We start from the raw sequence: 17,876 nt of genomic DNA on the forward strand, positions 1-17,876 counted from the left end.
CACCTCATCAAGGAGAATTCCCATGCGAACCATCACACGCAAGACACTGACGGCGCTGTCCATCGCTTCGATCGCAATGGTCGGACTGTCCGCTTGTTCCATGGGCGCGTCCAGCGCCGAGACGGCCAAGGAGCCCAAGGCCACCACGAGCGAAGCCCCCGCCATGGAGAACGACCCGGCAGCCGACCTCGTCGGTTCGGGCTGCGCCGCGTACGGCGAGGCCGTTCCGGATGGCGCCGGCTCCATCGTCGGCATGTCGGCCGACCCCGTCGCAGTGGCCGCCTCCAACAACCCGCTCCTCAAGACCCTGGTTGCCGCGGTCTCCGGACAACTGAACCCGGACGTCAACCTGGTCGACACCCTCAACGGCGACGAGTTCACCGTGTTCGCTCCGGTCGATGAGGCGTTCGCCAAGATCGACGCCGCGACCATCGAGACCCTGAAGACCAAGGAAGGCGCGGCGACGCTCAGCAGCATCCTGACCTACCACGTCGTCCCCGGCCAGATCGCTCCTGACGCGATCGCCGGAATGCAGACGACCGTCCAGGGCGGAACCGTCGAGGTCACCGGCAGCGGCGACGACCTCAAGGTCAACGGCGCGAACGTCATCTGCGGTGGCGTCCACACCGCCAACGCAACCGTGTACCTGATCGACTCGGTGCTGATGCCGACCAAGTAGCCCCCCACATGCGAGAGGCCCGCCACCCCCAGGGGTGGCGGGCCTCTCGCATTCCCGGCGTCAGGGAGCCGGGTCGGTGAGCGCCGGAGGCTTACGCCGGGTGACGACCAGGATCGTCACGCTCGCGGCCAGGACGACCGCGCCCAGTGCGCCGCCGATCCAGAGCACGTCGGCCAGGCTCGCGTCGGCCCGGTCGGCCGCCCCCGCGTCATCCGTTTGCGGAGTCCCGGATCCGTAGGACACCGTTCCGCCGCAATCCGGCTTCTCGGTAGATCCCTCGGCCCGCGGCTGGCCATCGGCGGGCTGCCAGGTGAAGGAATACTTCTCGGAAATCGGGTGCCCGTCGACGGAGACGGCCTGCCAGTCCACCGTGTACTCCCCGGGCTCGCCGAGCTCGGCCGTCGTTTCGATGGCGGGTCCGACGATGCTGACACAGCCGTCGCCGTAGTAGAGCGGCTCGGGCGCGCCGGCCGGTCCGGAGATCAGCATGCGGCTCTGGATTCCCGCCGTCGCGCCGTCGAGCAGCGCGTCGCTGGTGGTCACCCGGAAAGCCTCCGGCTGGGTCGTGACCACCGCGCCGTCCGCCGGGACGTACCCGTCGGGCAGCGGCGCGTTGTGCGCGAGCGCCGGGGTCGCCGACCAGCCCACTGCCGCCGCCACGACACCGGTGGCGAACAGGGTCCTGGCCAACCGGCCGGCCGAACTCGTCTGGTGCATGCCTGAAGCCTAAGCCGACGGCCGGCGGCGTGCGGCCACGGCCAGGATGATCCCGACCGCGCCGACGGCGAGGCCGCCGATGCCAAGCACCCGGGCGAGCACGTCGCCAGCGGGAGCGCCCGCGGCCGACGGCTCTGCGTGGCCGGCCGCGTCGCCGTCGGCGGCATGGTCGTCGCTCGCGGCCTCGGCGTGCCCGTGCTCGTCACCGGTCGCTTCCGTCACCGTGATCGCCGGCGCGGGGCGCTCCGGCTCCTCCTCGCCCGGCGTGGCCGTCTGGTCCCAGCGGGTCTCGCCCTTCTCGCAGGTCTGCACGACCGGGAAGTCGAGGGTCGTGCCGGCGGCATCCGCGGGCAGGGGGAGACTCAGCGAGAAGGTGTCGCGCAGGCCATCCGCCAGGGGCGTGCCGGCCGTGTAGACGACACTCCCGGTGCGCGTGGTGACCGGGTTGCCGTCGGCGTCCTCGGCAGGTGCGGCGAGGTCGGCGGCGACCTCCGTCACGGTCCAGCCCGGCTTGGCGGTCGGCGTGACACTGAGGACGCCCTCGGGGATGCCGATGCTGATCGCGGTCGTGGCGGAACCGTCGCAGCCGTGCGGCAGCGCGAAGGTGATCACCGACGAGGAGCCGGCGGCGGTCTCGGTGGGATCGGCGGAGATGTGGGCGCTGGCCGACAGCGGCGCGGCGACCGCGAGGAAGGCTCCGGCCGCGATGGTCGTCATGGTCAGGGCAGGGGTGGTGAGCTTCATGAAATGTGTGTGTCCTTGGCAGTGGGGATGCACCGATGTCGACTCGGCTGAGCCGAGGGCAGGGCTGTGCCTGCCGGTCATCCGGTGCGGGTGGGGTGAATGGTCTGGTCGCGTCGTCAGGCGGCGCGCGGAACCACCGGCGGACCCCGATACCGCCGGGAGGATAGCAGGACGGCCAGGTCCCGGGGTGCGAAGACGACGGCCGTGGTCGGCGTGGTGCGCGGCGCGGCGGGGCGGCCGGCGGCCAGGCTGTCGGCCAGGCGACGGATGACAACGCGCGCCGCCCGGAACAGCGCACGCACGGCCGCCCCGCCGTGGCGGAGCGCGGCGATGGTCAGGACGGCCGCCACGGCGTGCGCGAGCCACATGGCGGAGCCGTGGGCGGGATGCGCCGGGGAGCCAGGCCCGACCAGGGCGAGGGCGCCGGAGTGTGCGTGCGCCCCGGCGGCCGGGTCCGACCCGGTCACGAGGGCGCCGCCGGGCCCGCCGAACGAGAACAGGCCGTGGAAGATCAGCTGGCTGGCCAGCACAGAGACGCTGACTCGCCAGAGCGACGGGGTGCGCCCGGACAATCCGATGGAGATGAGGCCGGCGAAGGCGAGGGAGAGCACCAGGGCCAGGACCCCCGGGCCGGGACCGCCGCCGAGGGTGTGCGACAGCGCGGCGACGAACACGGAGAAGGCTGCGGTGGACCACCCGCGGGCGACGCGCGCCCAGCGTGTGCTCATGGTGTCTCCTCGCGACTCGTCCCTTCATCGTACCGGCCGAGGTCGCGGGTGGAGGCGGTGCCCGGCCGCCGGGGAGGCGGCCGGGCACCGGCCCTACGGCGCCGTGATGCTGATCGGGGCCAGCGCCCTGGTGCCGGAGCCCGGGACGGTGACCACGAGCTGCTGGGCTCCGGAGACCCCGCCGGGGATGGTGATCGACACGGTCGCCCGGCCCACCTCATCCGTCGTGTTGACGATGACCGGGTCGATCGGCGCGGTGCCCAGCGAGGTTGCGCCGAGCGCGACGTCCACGAGCCCCAGGACCGGCTCGCCCGCGCTGAACAGCAGCGAGGACAGCGACACGGTGACGACGTCTCCCGCGCTGTACCCGTTGGCGTCCGCGGCGCTCAGTGCCACTCCGACCGCGCGTTGGGCGTAGTCGGGCGAGGCCGTCCCTGTGGCGGCGAAGTAGTCGACCATCGACTGGAGGTCGACCTTGCCGGAGTCGGCCCGGGCGGTCCCGGAGGCGAGCGTGGTGAAGTTGTCTCCGCCGGAGGCGAGGAACGAGTTCACGACGACCCGGTGGATGTCGGCCGGCTGCACCTCAGTCCCGTTGAGGAACACGTGCGTGATTCTGCCGCCCGCGGCCGCCGTCGGATCGTAGGTGTAGGTCAGTTCCTTCGACACCCCGAGCTTGAGGAACGGCCTGCTGGAGCCCGAGGGCTGCCACTGCTGCTCCAGGACCTGCCGGATCTGCGTACCGGTGAGGTTCATGGTGACCAGCGTGTTGGCGAACGGCTGGACGGCCGCGGCCTCCCGGTAGGTGACGTTGCCGTCGGGGTCGCCGGCACCCGAACTCAGGAACTTCACGTCGGCGCGCAGCCCGCCCGGGTTCATGAACGCGATCTCGGCTCCCGCCGGCGCCGTCGCCCAGAGCTGTACGTCGGCGACGAAGTTGCCGAGGGTGGACTCACCGCCGCGGTTCTCGCTGCCGTTGGCCTGCCTGGCCCGGTTGAAGTCGGCCGTGACCTGGCCGACTTTGACCGCGCCGAGCGGGGCCGCCTGGGCCACCGCGGCGGCGACCACCTGGGCGACCGCGGCGTCGGCCGGGTAGAGGGCCACCGGCGGGTTCTTGGTGGAGTCCATCAGCGGCAGGATGGAGTTGCTGATCGAGACGAGCTTCTTCCTCACCGGGTCCCAGGAGATGTCCATCCGGCCGAAGAACTCGCCGTACTGCCCGGAGGAGATGACCGGCCGGCCGTTGACGACGTGGTTGTAGGCGAGGTGGGTGTGCCCGGAGACGATGGCGTTGACGTCCGAGTCGACGCCGGTGACGATCCGGCCGAACGACGAGTTGTCGGTGGCGGTACTGACATTCGTCGTCGCGGCCCCCTCGTGCACGAGCAGGATGACGACATCCGCCTCGCCGTTGGCCGGGTTCTTGTCTCGCAGGTTGTCGGCGACCCGGTTGGTTTCCACGGTGACGTCGCGGATCTCCAGGTTGGCGATGCCGGCCGGGCTCACCAGCGAGGGCAGTTCGTTGGTGACCGCCCCGATGAAGCCGACCGAGACGCCGTTGAAGTCCTGCACGTAGTACTCCGGGAGGGCCGGCTTGCCGGTGGTCCGGTCGTAGACGTTGGCCCCCAGGTACTCCCATTGGGCCCGCGGGATCACCCGGTCCCTCAGGTCGGCGAAGCCCTGGTCGAACTCGTGGTTGCCGACCGCGGACACGTCGAGGCCGGCCAGGTTGAGGGCGTCGATGGTCGGGTTGTCCTGCTGGATGAACGAGGTGAAGGTCGAGGCCCCGATCAGGTCGCCCGCCGCGGCGAAGACCGTGTTCGGGTTCTTGGCGCGAACCTGCTTCACCGCGCTGGCGAGTGCCGCGGCACCGCCGGAGGCTCCGCTCTGCTCCAGGCGCCCGTGGAAGTCGTTCACGGTGACGACGTTGACGTCCACCGGGAGCACGTTCTTCGAGATGCCGATCTTGATCGGGTCGTGGTCGCTGGACCGGTAGGGCGTTCCGGCCTCCGCGGCGTCGAACTCGTATCCGCGGTCTCCCCATTCGGCCGAGTTGATGCCCCAGATCCCGGCGCCGGTGATCGAGGCGGCCAGGCTGGGCGTCGCGATCGCGTGGTCGAGCGAGCCGAGCTCGCCGTCGAAGGTGTAGGTGTACTGGCCGGGGGCCTTCGCCCGCACCAGGTCGACGTAGCCCGCCCGGGCGAAGACGTTCATCGGGTCTTCCTCGGTGTAAGCGTTGAAGTCGCCGAGCAGCAGGACGTCGTCGCTGCCGGATGACTGCTGGAGGTCGCCGACGAACGTCACGAGGGCCTGGGCCTCCTCGACCCGCTCGGCGTTGAACCGGCCCTGCCCGTCGGCCGGCTCGGCGCCGGTGCCGCTCTTCGACTTGAAGTGGTTGGCGACGACGGTGACGGTCTTCGGGCCGAAGGTGAAGGTCTGGGCGATGGGCTCGCGTGCAATGTCCCAGACGGTCTCGTCGACCTGGGTGCGGCTGGCACCGCGCGGCGTGAGCTCGGACTTCCGGTAGATGATCGCGGTGGTGATCGCGTCGGTGATCGCCGGGTCGCCCAGCGCGGCGGGCGTGCGCACGTAGTCCCAGACGTTCTTCTTGCCCAGCGCGGCGTTCAGGCCGCTCACCAGGTCGGCGACGGCGGTGTCGATCGGCTTGCCCAGCTTGATCGAGTTTTCGATTTCCATCAGGCTGACGACGTCCGCGTCGAGGCCGTTGATGGCCGCGACGATCTTGGACTTCTGGATGGCGAAGTCGGCGCTGGTGGCCGCGCCACGGGCGGCCGGGTTCTCGCTGCGGAGCGTCGTGAAGTAGTTGAAGACGTTGAAGGAGGCGGCCTGGATGTCGCCGCCCACCGCGGGGGCGGCGGCCGGGCGCGGGTTCGCCGCGGCGAAGACCGGCTTGGCGAGGGCTGGGCTCGCGTCGGTGATCGGCAGGGTCGGCTGCAGGCGCCAGTCGTCGAAGCCGTAGGACAGCACGAGGGGCTCGCCGGGGAAGGTGACGGTGTCGCCGACCCGCACGACCCGGTCGGCCGTGAAGTAGGGCTGCTCGCCGATGTGCGCGCTGTTGCCGACCTGGATGCTGTAGCCGTCGTCGAGGAGCACCCGGTTGGCCCGGTTCGACGCGGCGATCGCGGTGGCGTCGGGTCCCGGCGGCACCTGCTCGGTGCTCTTCACCAGCGGCCTGGTGCCCGCGGACAACCAGAGGGTGCCGAAGTTGAACAGCTGGTGGCTCGAGGCGACCCGGTAGGTTCCGGCCGGGGCCACGAGCATGCCTTCCAGCTGCTCCCGTCCCGCGCCGACCGCCGTGTCGGCCAGGGCGGTTGCGGCGGGCGCGCCGACGGCGGCCGTGACGAGTTCGACGGCGCCGGCCGCGGCACCGGAAATCTGGGTGAGGCCGAAGGACTCGGTCACCGGACCGGTCACCCGGACCAGGTCGCCGAGGGCGACGGCGGGGGTGGCCGAGCCGAGGAAGACGAAGATGCCATCCGAGGCGCCGGGCGTCGCATCCGTGGGTCCGCCGGACCCAGCGGTCTGGAGGTAGACGCCCCGGTAGCCGCCGACGCGGTGGTCGGCCGTGATGATTCCCTCCACCGTGACCGTTGCCCCGACGAGGGGGCTGACGGCCCCGGTGCCCTGCACCTGGGCGATCGTGTTGGTGACGGTGGCCGCGTAGGCGGGCGCGGTCACCAGCATCGACAGGCCCAGCGCGGCCGCGGTGGCCAGGGCGAGGGCCCGTCCGCGGCGTGCGCGGCGGCCGTGCTCCTTGAGCGGGCGGGCGGGGGTCGGGCGGGCGGGGGTTCCGGTGGCGACGTGACTCATAACCGTGAGCTCCTTGGGTGGGGTGACCATGGGTGTCGAGCGCCCGCGGACCGGTGCCCCCTCAGTGGGGCCCACCCGGCTGGGGGTAGCGAGAGTCTAGGGATGAGGGCAGTCGCGGTCTACGGGTCGCGGCCTGCTCTTAAGTTGCCGGAGGCCGAAGTGTGCGCAAATGCGGGGGGGGCCATGCCGGCGCTCTAGGCTGAACCCCTATGCTCACCGCTGTCTACGGCCTCACCGGGGCCCTCATCTTTGGTGCCGCCGATTTCCTCGGCGGGCTCGCCTCGAAGCGCATCAGCGCCATGCTGGCGACGGCCGTCGCCGCGCTCACCGGACTGGTGGGCCTTCTCCTGGTCTTCCCCGTCGTCGGCGGCGCCTGGTCGGTCGAGGCCGTGATCTGGGGCGCGCTGTCGGGCGTCAGCGGCGCCATCGCCATTTCGCTGCTCTACGCCTGCCTCGCGGTCGGGCCGATGAGCATCCTCTCTCCGCTGACGGCGGTCGTCTCCGCGGTCGTGCCCGCGACCGTCGGCCTGCTGGGCGGGGACCGGCTCGCGCCGATCGGCTACTGGGCGCTGGGGCTCGCACTCGTCGCCGTTGTGCTGGTCGGATTCGTGCCGGAACGGGGCGCCGTGCGGCCGACCCTCCGCGGCATCGTGATGGCCGTCGGCTCGGGGATCATGATCGGCGCCTTCCTGATCATGATCGACCTCACCCCGGACGACAGCGGGCTGGTCCCGCTCGTGCTGAACCGGACGGTCAACGGGGCGATCATGCTCACGGTGGTGGGCATCATCGCCCTGGCCGCGCGGCGCCGACGCCGCTGGACGCCGGCCCCGCCCCGCTCCCCTGCCGAGTCGTCCACCCTGCGGGCGGGACTTGCGCTCGCGGCGGCGTGCGGCATCGTCGATGCCGTCGCCAACTTCCTGCTCCTGCTCGGAGTCCGGGCCGGCGACCTGAGCGTGATGAGCGTTCTCACCGCGATGTATCCGACCGGGACCATCCTGCTCGCCGCGGTCGTGCTGCGGGAGCGGATCGCGCCGGTGCAGTGGGTCGGCCTCGTGCTGGCGCTGGCCGCGGCCGCGATGCTCGCGATCGCCTAGTCGCCGACCGTTCGGGCGGAAGGCACCTGCGGGGAGCCGAGGCCCCCCGCAGGTGTTCATCGTTCGACTTTCGGCCACAAACCCGAATTGTGGCGGAGAAGCGAACGGGTGTCCCCGTGCCGCATGCGGACCGGTGATACATGGATGCTATTGCGCGCGCAGGCGAATCGCGGAGCAACACGCCGAGAAACCGAGCAATTTTCACCCGAGCGGGCGCCGAAACGGTGCCAGCGTCAGGCGCGGCCGGTGAAGGCCGGCTTGCGTTTCTGCTGGAAGGCGGCGAACCCCTCGCGGTAGTCCGCGGTCGCGCAGAGCGCGGCCTGGGCGGCGTTCTCGGCGGACATGCTCTGCCAGAGGCCCAGCCGCTCGTCGCGGAGCGCCCGCACGAGGTCCTTGCTCGCGAGGAACGCCTGTGTTGCTCCCGAGGCCGCCCGCGTGGCGGCCTGGACGGTCGCCTCGGCCACCTCGTCGGCCGGGAAGACCCGGCTGAACAGGCCGGAGGCGACGGCCTCCGCGCCGGACATGAGGCGTCCGGTGTAGATGAGGTCCAGCGTCTTGTGCGCGCCGAGGCGTTCGACGAACAGGGCGTGGCCGCCCGAATCGAGCGTGGCGCCGAGGTTCGCGAACGGGGAGCCGATCTTCGCGGTGTCGGCGACGTAGACGACATCCGTCGCGATCAGCAGGCCGAGGCCGACGCCCAGGCAGGCGCCGTGGGCGATCGCGAAGGTGGGCGCTGGGAAGGCGCTCATCCGCTGCAGCAGCGGAGTGACCAGTCCCCCGAGGTAGCCCAGCACGTCGTCCGTGGCCGGGTCGACAGCGGAGATGTCCCGGCCGGCGCAGAATGCGCGGCCCTCGCCGCGCAGCACCAGGGCGCGCACGCCCGCCGCCTCGGCGCTCTCGTATGCGGCCTCGAGCTCGGCGATCGCCGCCGGGCCGAGCGAGTTGAGCTTGTCGGGCGCGTTCAGCACCACGTGGGCAACGTCGTCCTGGATGGTCAGGTCGATCACGGCATCCGCCTTACTGCGCTGTCGCGCTATACGTCGTAGTCGACGACGACCTTGTCGGTGGTCGGGTGGGACTGGCAGGTGAGCACGTAGCCGCGAGCCAGCTCCTCGGGTTCGAGGGCGTAGTTCTCGGTCATCGTCACGTCGCCGCTGACGAGCCGGGCACGGCAGGTGCCGCAGACCCCGCCGGCGCAGGCGAACGGCACGTCGGGGCGCACGCGGAGGGCGGCGTTCAGGATGCTCTCGTTCGCATTGACCGGCGTGGTGACGGTGGCGCTCTCCCCGTCGAGGGTGAACTCGATTTCGTAGGTCTTGTCCCCGGCGGCGACGATGACCGGCCGCCCGGTGTCGCCGCCGGCGGCCGCCGGCTCGCCGGTGGTGAACAGCTCGAACCGCACGTAGGCAGGCTCGACCCGGGCGCTCTCGAGCGTGTCGCGGCACAGCTGCACCAGCTCGAACGGTCCGCAGAGGAACCACTCGTCGACCGAGGCGGGGCGGATGATCGTCTCGAGCATCAGGCGCAACTTCTCCTCGTCGATCCGCCCGGACAGGAGCGTGGAGGAACGCTGCTGGCGGGACAGCACGTGGTGCAGCGCCAGCCTGGCGGGGTACCGGTCCTTGAGGTCGGCGAGTTCGTCGAGGAACATGACGTCGAGCGCGGTGCGGTTCGTGTAGACGAGGGTGAACCGGGAGGTGTCCGAGCGCGCCAGCACGGTGTGGGCGAGCGACATCAGCGGGGTGATGCCCGACCCGGCGGCGATGCCGACGATGTGCTTGCCGTCGAGCTCGTGCAGCGCGGTCGTGAACGTGCCCTGCGGGCTCATCACGTCGAGGCGCTGGCCGGCCTTCAGCTCGCTGTTCGCCCAGGTGGAGAAGGCTCCGCCGAGGTCGCGCTTGATGGCGACGCTGACCGAGCCGGAGGTCGGCGGCCGGCAGATCGAGTAGCTGCGCCGAAGTTCGCGGCCGTCGACGGTGGCCCGGAGAGCGAGGTGCTGGCCCGGAACGTAGTCGAATTCGCCCTGCAGCTCGTCGGGGACGGCGAAGGTCACCTCGACGCTGTCGGCCGTCAGCGGCCGGATCTGGGCGACGGTGAGAGTGTGGAACTTCGCGCGGTGCTTCGTCGCACCGGAGCGCGGTGCGCCGAGATTCGTTGCTGCCATGGTTTAGAGCACCTTGAAGTAGTCGAACGGCTCGAGGCAGTCGCGGCACTCGTAGAGCGCCTTGCACGACGTCGAACCGAAGCGGGCGAGTTCCCGCGTGTTCAGGGACGAGCACCGGGGGCACTTGACGGCCAGCTGCAGGCGCACGGCGCCGGCGGGGCGCACCGTGGAGTGCCCGGTCGGGGCCGCAATGCCGTATTCGCGCAGTTTCGCCTTGCCGTCCTCGCTCATCCAGTCGGTGGTCCAGGCCGGGGCGAGCACGAGCTCGACGGCAACGGACCGGTAGCCGGCCGCGTGCAGCGCGGAGGTGACGTCGTCGCGCATGGCCTCGAGGGCCGGGCATCCGCTGTAGGTCGGGGTCAGTGAGACCGTGACGGCGCCGTCCTCGCCGACCGCGACGGAGCGGAGCACCCCGAGGTCCTCGATGGTCAGCACGGGGATCTCCGGGTCGACGACCTGCGCCGCGATGTCCCAGGCACGGCGCGAGGCCTCGTCGACGGGGCGAGGCCGGGCGACCGACTGCACGGTCACCAGGATGCCCCGGGGTGCGCCCTGGCGAGCACCTGCATCTCGGCGAGGATGAAACCGAGGTTCTCCGAGTGCCTGCCGCCCCGGCCGCCGCCGGAGGAGATGAAGCCGCGGGGAACGTCGAGTTCGGCTTCGGCCAGGACGGGGACGATGGCTTCGTCGAATGCCTGGCGGAGCGACGACGGCCGCACGGCGACGCCCTCGAGCCGGTCGATGAGCGGCTCGTCGACGAACAGCTCGTCGACGTAGGGCCACAGGTCGGACAGCCCCGTGACCATGCGCCGGCGGGATTCGTCGGTGCCGAGCGCGAGCCGGAGGATCCACTGCACGGCGTGGTCGCGGTGGTAGTCGACCTCCTTGACCGACTTGGCGGCGATCGCGGCGAGCGTGGCGTCGCCGGATGCCTGCAGCCGCGTGTACAGCTCGAACAGGTAGTGCGCCGCGATGAACTGGCGGGCGATCGTGTGCGCGAAGTCGCCGTTGGGCTGCTCGAAAAGGTGCGCGGAGCGGAACTGGGGCTCGTCGCGCCAGTAGGCCAGGTCGTCTTCGCTGCGGCCGGATTCGGCGCCGGCGTAGTGCAGCAGGGAGCGCGCGTGCCCGAGCAGGTCCAGGCCGATGTTGCCGAGCGCGACGTCCTCCTCGAGTTCGGGGGCCCGGGAGATCCACCAGCCGAGCTGCTGGGCGATGACCAGGGCGTCGTCGCCGAGCCACAGGGCGTACTCGGCCACGTCGTGCGACGCGACGGAGCCGCCCTCGACGAGTTCGGCGGAGAGGACGACGGAATCGACCTCGACGTGTCCGTGGTCGGCGGTTGCGGCACCCGGCCGGCTGGTCTCGGTCACAGGTGCTTCACCCCTTCGCTCTTGGAGTAGTAGCTGGCGTGGCGGTAGTTCTTGCCGGCGGGCGATTCGAAGAAGGCGCCCTTCGCGTCGGGGTCGCTGGTGGTGATCGCGTCGGCGGGCACGACCCAGACCGACACGCCCTCGCCGCGGCGGGTGTACAGGTCGCGCGCATTGCGCACGGCCAGGGTGGCGTCGGGAGCATGCAGGGAGCCAACGTGGGTGTGGCTGATTCCGCGGCTGGCGCGCACGAAGACCTCCCAGAGGGGCCAGATCTCCTTCTCGGACGTTCCGGGGGCGCTCATCATGCCACCGCCGTCGCTGCGACGGCCTGCTTGCGGGCGTACGCCACGGCGGCTTCCCGCACCCACGCGCCTTCCTCGTGCGCCTCGCGGCGGCGCTGCAGCCGGCGGGCGTTGGCCGGGCCGCGGCCGGCGAGCACCTCGTGGAATTCGGTCCAGTCGATTTCGCCCATGTCGTATTGCTTCGTTTCCTCGTTGTAGCGCAGGTCGGGATCGGGCAGGGTCACGCCGAGCACCTCGGCCTGCGGGACGCACATGCCGACGAAACGCTGGCGCAGTTCGTCATTGGAGAAGCGCTTGATGTTCCAGGCCATGGACTGCGCCGAGTTGGGCGAGTCGTTGTCGGGCGGGCCGAACATCTGCAGCGCCGGCCAGTACCAGCGGTTGACGGCATCCTGGGCCATCTCCCGCTGCGCGGGCGTGCCGTTCATCAGTTCGAGCAGGATCTCGAAGCCCTGCCGCTGGTGGAAGGACTCCTCCTTGCAGATGCGCACCATGGCGCGGCCGTACGGTCCGTATGACGCCCGGCAGAGCGGCACCTGGTTGCAGATGGCGGCGCCGTCGACGAGCCAGCCGATCGCGCCCATGTCGGCCCAGGTGGGGCTGGGGTAGTTGAAGATCGAGGAGTAGCGGGCCTTGCCGGCGATGAGGGCATCGGTCATCTCGTCGCGGCTGGTGCCGAGGGTCTGCGCGGCCGAGTAGAGGTAGAGGCCGTGGCCGGCCTCGTCCTGCACCTTCGCCATCAGGATGGCCTTGCGCTTGAGGCTCGGCGCGCGGGTGATCCAGTTCGCCTCCGGCTGCATGCCGATGATCTCGGAGTTGGCGTGCTGGGAGATCTGGCGCACCAGCGTCTTCCGGTAGGCCTCCGGCATCCAGTCGCGCGGTTCGATCCGCGAGTCGGCCGCGATCAGTTCGTTGAACTGGTGCTCCTCGGCGGAAACCTCGACGGAGGCTTCCGCGGGCAGTGCGTAAGGCTCTGCTGGGGTGGTCATCATCGACTCCTGGTCTCTCCCGGTCCGGCCATCATTACCAACCGATCGTTCAGTTAGTATATGGTTTCACCAACGGCTCGGCAACTGTCCGCCGGGTCACGGGTCACTCAACGAGGAGAACCAGCTAGATGGACGTTTCCACCACCGGCAGCCGGGGCATGATGGCGCGGGACCGGGCATCCGCCGCGCTCGGCATGGTCGTGCACCGGGACGAACCCGGGCACGCCGTGGTCTCGATGGTGATCCGCGACGACATGCTCAACGGTTTCGACGTCACCCACGGCGGGATGGTCTTCGCCCTCGCCGACACGGCGTTCGCGATCTCCTGCAATGACGACCACCACGTCACGCTGGCCGCTGGCGCGGACATCACCTTCCTGAAGCCCACGACGAGCGGCCAGACCCTCACCGCCACCGCGGTCCTGCGCACCAAGAGCGGGCGATCGGGCATCTACGACGTCACCGTCACCGACGACGACGACGCACCGGTGGCCGAATTCCGCGGCCGCAGCCGAACCACCAACCTTCCCGTGCCCGAACGGGCACGCGACTAATCCCGACGACGCCCGGAGGCACCATGTCAACGCTGACCAAGACCCGCCTGCACGCGCCCGCCGCGGACGAACTCGATCCGGAAGAGCGCATGTCCCGCGACGAGATCCAGTCGCTGCAGCTCACTCGCCTGCAGCACACCGTGCGGCACGCCTACGCGAACGTTCCCCTGTACACCCGGAAGTTCGACGAGGTCGGCGTGCACCCGGACGACATCCGGACGCTCGACGATGTGCACAAGCTGCCGTTCACCACGAAGGAAGACCTGCGGGTGTCCTACCCGTTCGGGATGTTCGCCGTGCCGATGGACCAGGTCGCGCGCATCCACACCTCGTCGGGGACCACGGGCCTGCCCACGGTGGTCGGCTACACGAAGAACGACCTGCGGATGTGGGCCGGCCTCGTCGCGCGGAGCCTGCGCGCCTCGGGGGTGCGGCCGGGCATGAAGGTGCACAACGCCTACGGTTACGGCCTGTTCACCGGCGGCCTGGGCGCCCACGCCGGCATCGAGGCGCTCGGCGCGGTCGCCATCCCGATGTCGGGCGGCCAGACGAACAAGCAGGTGCAGATGATCCGGGACTTCGAGCCCGACGTCATCATGAGCACCCCGAGCTACCTGCTGACCATCACGGATGCGATGGTCGCGGCGGGCCTCGACCCTCGCCTCTCCAGCCTGAAGGCCGGCGTGCTGGGCGCCGAGCCGTGGACGAACCACATGCGCCGCGAGCTCGAGGAACGACTCGACTTCGACGCCCTCGACATCTACGGCCTGAGCGAGGTCATGGGACCCGGCGTCGGCAACGAGTGCATCGAGTCGAAGGACGGCCCGCACCTCTGGGAGGACAACTTCCTGCCCGAGATCATCGACGGCGACACGGGGCACGTCCTCGACGACGGCGAGACGGGCGAGCTCGTGTTCACCTCGCTGACCAAGGAAGCGTTCCCGGTGATCCGCTACCGCACCCGCGACCTGACCCGGCTGCTGCCGGGCACCGCCCGGCCCGGCATGCGCCGGATGGAAAAGGTCACCGGACGCAACGACGACATGATCATCCTGCGCGGGGTCAACCTGTTCCCGACCCAGATCGAGGAGATCGTACTCGGGATCGAGCATCTCTCCCCCCACTTCATCCTCGAGCTCACCCGGCCGGGCCGGATGGACGAGCTGACCGTGCGGATCGAACGGCACGAGGACTCGGACGCGTCCACCTCCGACCGGGCGTGCGCGATCCTGATCGAGCGCGTGAAGGACCAGATCGGTTCGAGCGTCAACGTGCTCATCGTCGAACCCGGTTCGCTGGAGCGCAGCCAGGGCAAGCACAAGCGCGTCTACGACCTGCGATAGCGGACGGCGGGCGCGTGAGAGACTGATCGGCGATGTCTGAGCAACCAGTGAGCAAGCGCGGGCGCCCCGGGTACGACCAGCGCGCCATCCTCGAGATCGCCGTCGACGCCTTCAACGAATTCGGCTACGACGCCACCTCCATGGGAGTGCTCGCCTCCCGCCTCGCGCTCTCGAAGTCGGCGATCTACCACCACTTCGCATCGAAGGAGGAGCTGCTCGAGCTGGCCCTGGACGAGGCGCTCGACGCGCTCGAGGGCGTGCTGCTGGAGCCGGAATCCCAGACCGGCCGTGCGATCGACCGGCTCGCCCACGTGCTCCGCGGCGCCGTCAAGGTGCTCGCCGCCAATCTGCCGTTCGTCACCCTCCTGCTGCGCGTGCGCGGCAACACGGTCGTCGAGCGCGCCGCCGTGGAGCGACGCCGCGCCTTCGACCGGGCGGTCTCCGCCCTCGTCGTCGAGGCCCGCGACGAGGGCTCGCTGCGCAGCGACATCGATCCACGGATCGTGACCCGGCTGCTGTTCGGCATGGTCAACTCGATCGTCGAGTGGTACCGGCCGGAGGGCGCGGAGGATCCGACGCACCTGGCCGACGATGTGCTCGCCGTCGCGCTCGACGGCCTGCGCATGCTTCCCGCCACCTGAATCACGTCGCGGACCTCGCCCCGTAGCGTGAACCGCTGCCGGCGCGAAAACAGGACGAATCGACCAGCTGTCAGCTGGTACCGGAAGAAATCGCGGTCGCCGGGGCTCGGCTCCGGTGTTCGCGACACCAACCGCAGAGGCTACCTGGCCGAGTACCCGCCATCGACAAGGTGATAGCTCCCGGTGATGAAGCTCGCCTTGTCGGAGAGAAGGAAGACAACCAGGTCGGCCACCTCATCGGGCCTGCCGAACCGGCCGACGGGGTGGAGGGCAACGAGGGCGTCGTGCGCTCCCTCCGGCAGATTCTGCAGCATCGGCGTCTCGATGTAACCGGGTCCGACCGCGTTGATCCGGATGCCCTTACCCGCGTATTCCAGGGCGGCCGCCTTCGTCAGCCCGACGACGCCGTGCTTCGCTGCCACGTATGACGAGGCGTTGAGCTCCCCGTTGGTGCCGAGGATCGACGAGACATTCACGATGGAGCCGCCGCCCGAGGCTTCGATCGCGGGAATCTGGTAGCGGAGGCCATAGGCCACCCCGTTGAGATTGACGTTGATGACCGTGTTCCAGTTGTCCAGGTCGAGCTCGCCGACCGGGGCCGGCGCCGGGGCGATTCCCGCGTTGTTCACGGCGAGGTGCAGCCCGCCGAAAGTCTCCGTGGCGAACCGCACGGCCGCCTCGGATTGCGCCGGATTAGCGGTGTCGTGCGCGATCGGGGAGGCCGTGTGGCCCGCGGCCATGATCTCGTCTGCCACCCGGGTAGCGGTCTCGAGCCGGAGGTCGCTCACGACAACGGATGCGCCGGCCGCCGCCAGCTGGCGCGCGATCGCCGCCCCGATACCCGAGCCGCCGCCCGTGACCAGTGCCACTTTTCCCTGGAAATACGTCATCGTTCTCTCCCGTCGTCAGCCGGTGGCCGCGCACCTTCGCACACCCCGAATCTGAGCCCAGCCTCGCACCTTCGCGAACCATCCGCACCCTCACGCGCCTGACCTCGGGATCCGACACGCATACGGGCGTTAACGAGACCAGGGGCATCCCCCCAATGGTGGATGCCCCTGGTCGGTCAGCGGGTGCTAGATGTTCGCGAGCTCCCGGACGGCCGAGTCGCCCGGCGTGGCGGAGTCGAAGCTGGCTTCGATCTCGGCGCGGCCCAGCAGCTCGTCCATGCGGCGGCGACGCTGCTTCGGGATGAGCGTGACGACCGTGCCGTTCTTGCCGGCGCGGCCGGTGCGTCCGGCGCGGTGCAGGTACGTCTTGTATTCGTCGGGCGCGTCGGCCTGGATGACCAGGTCGATGTCGTCAACGTGGATGCCGCGGGCTGCGACATCCGTGGCCACCAGCACGTTCACGCGACCACTGGTCAGCATGGCGAGGTTACGGGTACGGCGGGCCTGGTTCAGGTCGCCGTGCAGGCTGGTCGCCTTCACGCCGGCATCTTCGAGCTGGTCCGCGAGCTGCTCGGCGTACGCGCGGGTGCGGCTGAAGATCAGCGTCTTGCCCTGGCGGTCGACGAGCTGGCCGATGATGGCGCTCTTGTCACGGTGCTCGATCATGAGCACACGGTGGTCGATCGTGGAGGAGGCCTGGTCTTCACCGGCAACCTCGTGCACGGCCGGGTTGGTCAGGAATTCCTTGACCAGCTGGGCGACGCCCTTGTCCAGGGTGGCCGAGAAGAGCAGCTTCTGGCCGCCCTTCCTGGTCTGGCGCAGGATGCGCTGCACCGGCTCGAGGAAGCCCAGGTCGCACATGTAGTCGGCCTCGTCGAGGACGGTGACGATGACCTCGCTGAGGTCGAGGCGACCCTGCTCGATCAGGTCTTCGATGCGGCCGGCGGTGCCGATGATGATGTCCACGCCGCGCTGGAGGGCGCTGACCTGGCGGTACTGCGGGACGCCACCGTAGATCTGGGTGGTGAAGAGGCCGACGCTGCGGGCGATGGGCTGGATGGTGCGGTCGATCTGCAGGGCCAGCTCACGGGTCGGGGCCAGGATGAGCGCGCGGGGCTTGCGCGCCATCTTGCGGTCCTTGGCGCCGTTGTTCTCCAGCAGCTTCTCCACGAGGGGAGCGCCGAAGGCGATGGTCTTGCCGGAGCCGGTCTTGCCGCGGCCGAGTACGTCGCGGCCGGCGAGGACATCCGGGATGGTCGCGGCCTGGATCGGGAACGGCGAGGATGCGCCGAGCAGTCCGAGCTCGCGCACGATGTTCTCGCCGAGGCCGAGGTCGGCGAAGGTCACGCCAACGACATCGGATGCCGTCGTCGCGATGGCTTCGAGACGCTCGAGCACCACGTCGTCACCGGCAGCGAATTTGGGCTTGGAGTCGCGGTCCGGGTAGAAGTTGCTCGAGTGGCCGCCGTCACGCTCCGAGCGGGCCGGGCGGTCGCCGTAGGCCGGGCGGTCGCCGTAGGACGGACGGACGCTGCGGGCCGGGCGGTCGTTGTTGTAGGCCGGACGGTCGGTGCGGGCCGGACGGTCGCCGTAGGACGGGCGCTCGGTGCGGGCCGGACGGTCGCCGTAGGACGGGCGCTCGGTGCGGGCCGGACGGTCACCGTAGGACGGGCGCTCCGTGCGGGCCGGGCGGTCGTTGTTGTACGCGGGACGGTCGGTGCGGGCCGGACGGTCACCGTAGGACGGACGCTCGGTGCGGTTCGGGCGGTCGTTGTTGTACGCGGGACGGTCCGTGCGGGCGGGACGGTCCGTGCGGGCGGGACGGTCGCC

The 17,876-nt window shown here is 70.3% G+C and carries 17 protein-coding genes; 5 read left to right on the forward strand and 12 right to left on the reverse strand.

Annotated features, from left to right (window positions below; all coding sequences use genetic code 11):
* The first annotated feature begins 22 nt into the window (after positions 1 to 22).
* Positions 23 to 679 carry a fasciclin domain-containing protein gene (locus tag E3O23_RS08035; protein WP_134489881.1) on the forward strand — a complete coding sequence of 219 codons (657 nt, stop codon included), beginning with the start codon at positions 23 to 25 and terminating at the stop codon, positions 677 to 679.
* 60 nt (positions 680 to 739) lie between these two features.
* Here E3O23_RS08035 and E3O23_RS08040 read toward each other — a convergent pair whose 3' ends face one another.
* The 4 genes from E3O23_RS08040 to E3O23_RS08050 all read right to left on the reverse strand — a co-directional run bounded on the left by E3O23_RS08040 (position 740) and on the right by E3O23_RS08050 (position 6,696).
* Positions 740 to 1,396 carry a copper resistance CopC family protein gene (locus tag E3O23_RS08040; protein ID WP_134489883.1) on the reverse strand — a complete coding sequence of 219 codons (657 nt, stop codon included), beginning with the start codon at positions 1,394 to 1,396 and terminating at the stop codon, positions 740 to 742.
* 9 nt (positions 1,397 to 1,405) lie between these two features.
* A complete protein-coding gene (locus E3O23_RS18100; protein ID WP_166790450.1) occupies positions 1,406 to 2,140 on the reverse strand; it encodes a YcnI family protein in 735 nt (244 codons plus the stop codon).
* 116 nt (positions 2,141 to 2,256) lie between these two features.
* Entirely contained in the window at positions 2,257 to 2,868 is a 612-nt protein-coding gene (locus tag E3O23_RS18105) for a hypothetical protein (protein WP_166790451.1), read from the reverse strand.
* Between the two features lie 93 nt (positions 2,869 to 2,961).
* Positions 2,962 to 6,696, reverse strand: a complete 3,735-nt coding sequence (locus E3O23_RS08050) for an ExeM/NucH family extracellular endonuclease (protein ID WP_166790452.1) — start codon at positions 6,694 to 6,696, stop codon at positions 2,962 to 2,964.
* Between the two features lie 209 nt (positions 6,697 to 6,905).
* Between E3O23_RS08050 and E3O23_RS08055 the strand changes: the two genes are divergently transcribed.
* Positions 6,906 to 7,793, forward strand: coding sequence for an EamA family transporter (locus tag E3O23_RS08055; RefSeq protein WP_134489889.1), 888 nt, complete (start codon positions 6,906 to 6,908; stop codon positions 7,791 to 7,793).
* Between the two features lie 233 nt (positions 7,794 to 8,026).
* On the opposite strand, the gene E3O23_RS08060 is transcribed toward E3O23_RS08055, so the two are convergent.
* The 6 genes from E3O23_RS08060 to paaA are packed head-to-tail and all read right to left on the reverse strand — an operon-like array spanning position 8,027 to position 12,621.
* The gene (locus E3O23_RS08060; protein ID WP_134489891.1) at positions 8,027 to 8,800 is read right to left on the reverse strand and encodes an enoyl-CoA hydratase/isomerase family protein; all 774 of its coding nucleotides are present in this window, start codon (positions 8,798 to 8,800) and stop codon (positions 8,027 to 8,029) included.
* Between the two features lie 26 nt (positions 8,801 to 8,826).
* Entirely contained in the window at positions 8,827 to 9,957 is a 1,131-nt protein-coding gene (gene paaE / locus E3O23_RS08065; RefSeq protein ID WP_134489893.1) for a 1,2-phenylacetyl-CoA epoxidase subunit PaaE, read from the reverse strand.
* 3 nt (positions 9,958 to 9,960) lie between these two features.
* On the reverse strand, positions 9,961 to 10,488 hold the full coding sequence (gene paaD / locus E3O23_RS08070) for a 1,2-phenylacetyl-CoA epoxidase subunit PaaD (RefSeq protein ID WP_277613873.1): 528 nt from the start codon (positions 10,486 to 10,488) through the stop codon (positions 9,961 to 9,963).
* Positions 10,485 to 11,327 carry a 1,2-phenylacetyl-CoA epoxidase subunit PaaC gene (gene paaC / locus E3O23_RS08075; RefSeq protein WP_134489895.1) on the reverse strand — a complete coding sequence of 281 codons (843 nt, stop codon included), beginning with the start codon at positions 11,325 to 11,327 and terminating at the stop codon, positions 10,485 to 10,487. Before paaC ends, paaD begins: the two co-directional genes overlap by 4 nt.
* Positions 11,324 to 11,629: a 1,2-phenylacetyl-CoA epoxidase subunit PaaB gene (gene paaB / locus E3O23_RS08080; protein ID WP_134475479.1), complete on the reverse strand. Its 306-nt coding sequence runs from the start codon at positions 11,627 to 11,629 to the stop codon at positions 11,324 to 11,326. Before paaB ends, paaC begins: the two co-directional genes overlap by 4 nt.
* Complete coding sequence (paaA, locus tag E3O23_RS08085; protein ID WP_134489897.1) at positions 11,629 to 12,621, reverse strand: 1,2-phenylacetyl-CoA epoxidase subunit PaaA; 993 nt, start codon at positions 12,619 to 12,621, stop codon at positions 11,629 to 11,631. The genes paaB and paaA overlap by 1 nt, the downstream gene beginning before the upstream one ends.
* 125 nt (positions 12,622 to 12,746) lie before the next feature.
* Between paaA and paaI the strand changes: the two genes are divergently transcribed.
* The 3 genes from paaI to E3O23_RS08100 are packed head-to-tail and all read left to right on the forward strand — an operon-like array spanning position 12,747 to position 15,156.
* The gene (gene paaI / locus E3O23_RS08090; RefSeq protein WP_198415158.1) at positions 12,747 to 13,172 is read left to right on the forward strand and encodes a hydroxyphenylacetyl-CoA thioesterase PaaI; all 426 of its coding nucleotides are present in this window, start codon (positions 12,747 to 12,749) and stop codon (positions 13,170 to 13,172) included.
* Positions 13,173 to 13,195: 23 nt separating this feature from the next.
* On the forward strand, positions 13,196 to 14,515 hold the full coding sequence (paaK, locus tag E3O23_RS08095; RefSeq protein ID WP_134489899.1) for a phenylacetate--CoA ligase PaaK: 1,320 nt from the start codon (positions 13,196 to 13,198) through the stop codon (positions 14,513 to 14,515).
* Between the two features lie 32 nt (positions 14,516 to 14,547).
* A complete protein-coding gene (locus E3O23_RS08100; RefSeq protein WP_134489901.1) occupies positions 14,548 to 15,156 on the forward strand; it encodes a TetR/AcrR family transcriptional regulator in 609 nt (202 codons plus the stop codon).
* Between the two features lie 140 nt (positions 15,157 to 15,296).
* Here E3O23_RS08100 and E3O23_RS08105 read toward each other — a convergent pair whose 3' ends face one another.
* Complete coding sequence (locus E3O23_RS08105; RefSeq protein WP_134489903.1) at positions 15,297 to 16,046, reverse strand: SDR family NAD(P)-dependent oxidoreductase; 750 nt, start codon at positions 16,044 to 16,046, stop codon at positions 15,297 to 15,299.
* A 186-nt stretch (positions 16,047 to 16,232) separates the two neighbouring features.
* A partial coding sequence (locus E3O23_RS08110) for a DEAD/DEAH box helicase (RefSeq protein ID WP_134489905.1) occupies positions 16,233 to 17,876 on the reverse strand: 1,644 nt, incomplete at its 5' end.

This window comes from Cryobacterium tagatosivorans (assembly GCF_004402215.1).
Classification (GTDB): Bacteria; Actinomycetota; Actinomycetes; order Actinomycetales; family Microbacteriaceae; genus Cryobacterium; species Cryobacterium tagatosivorans.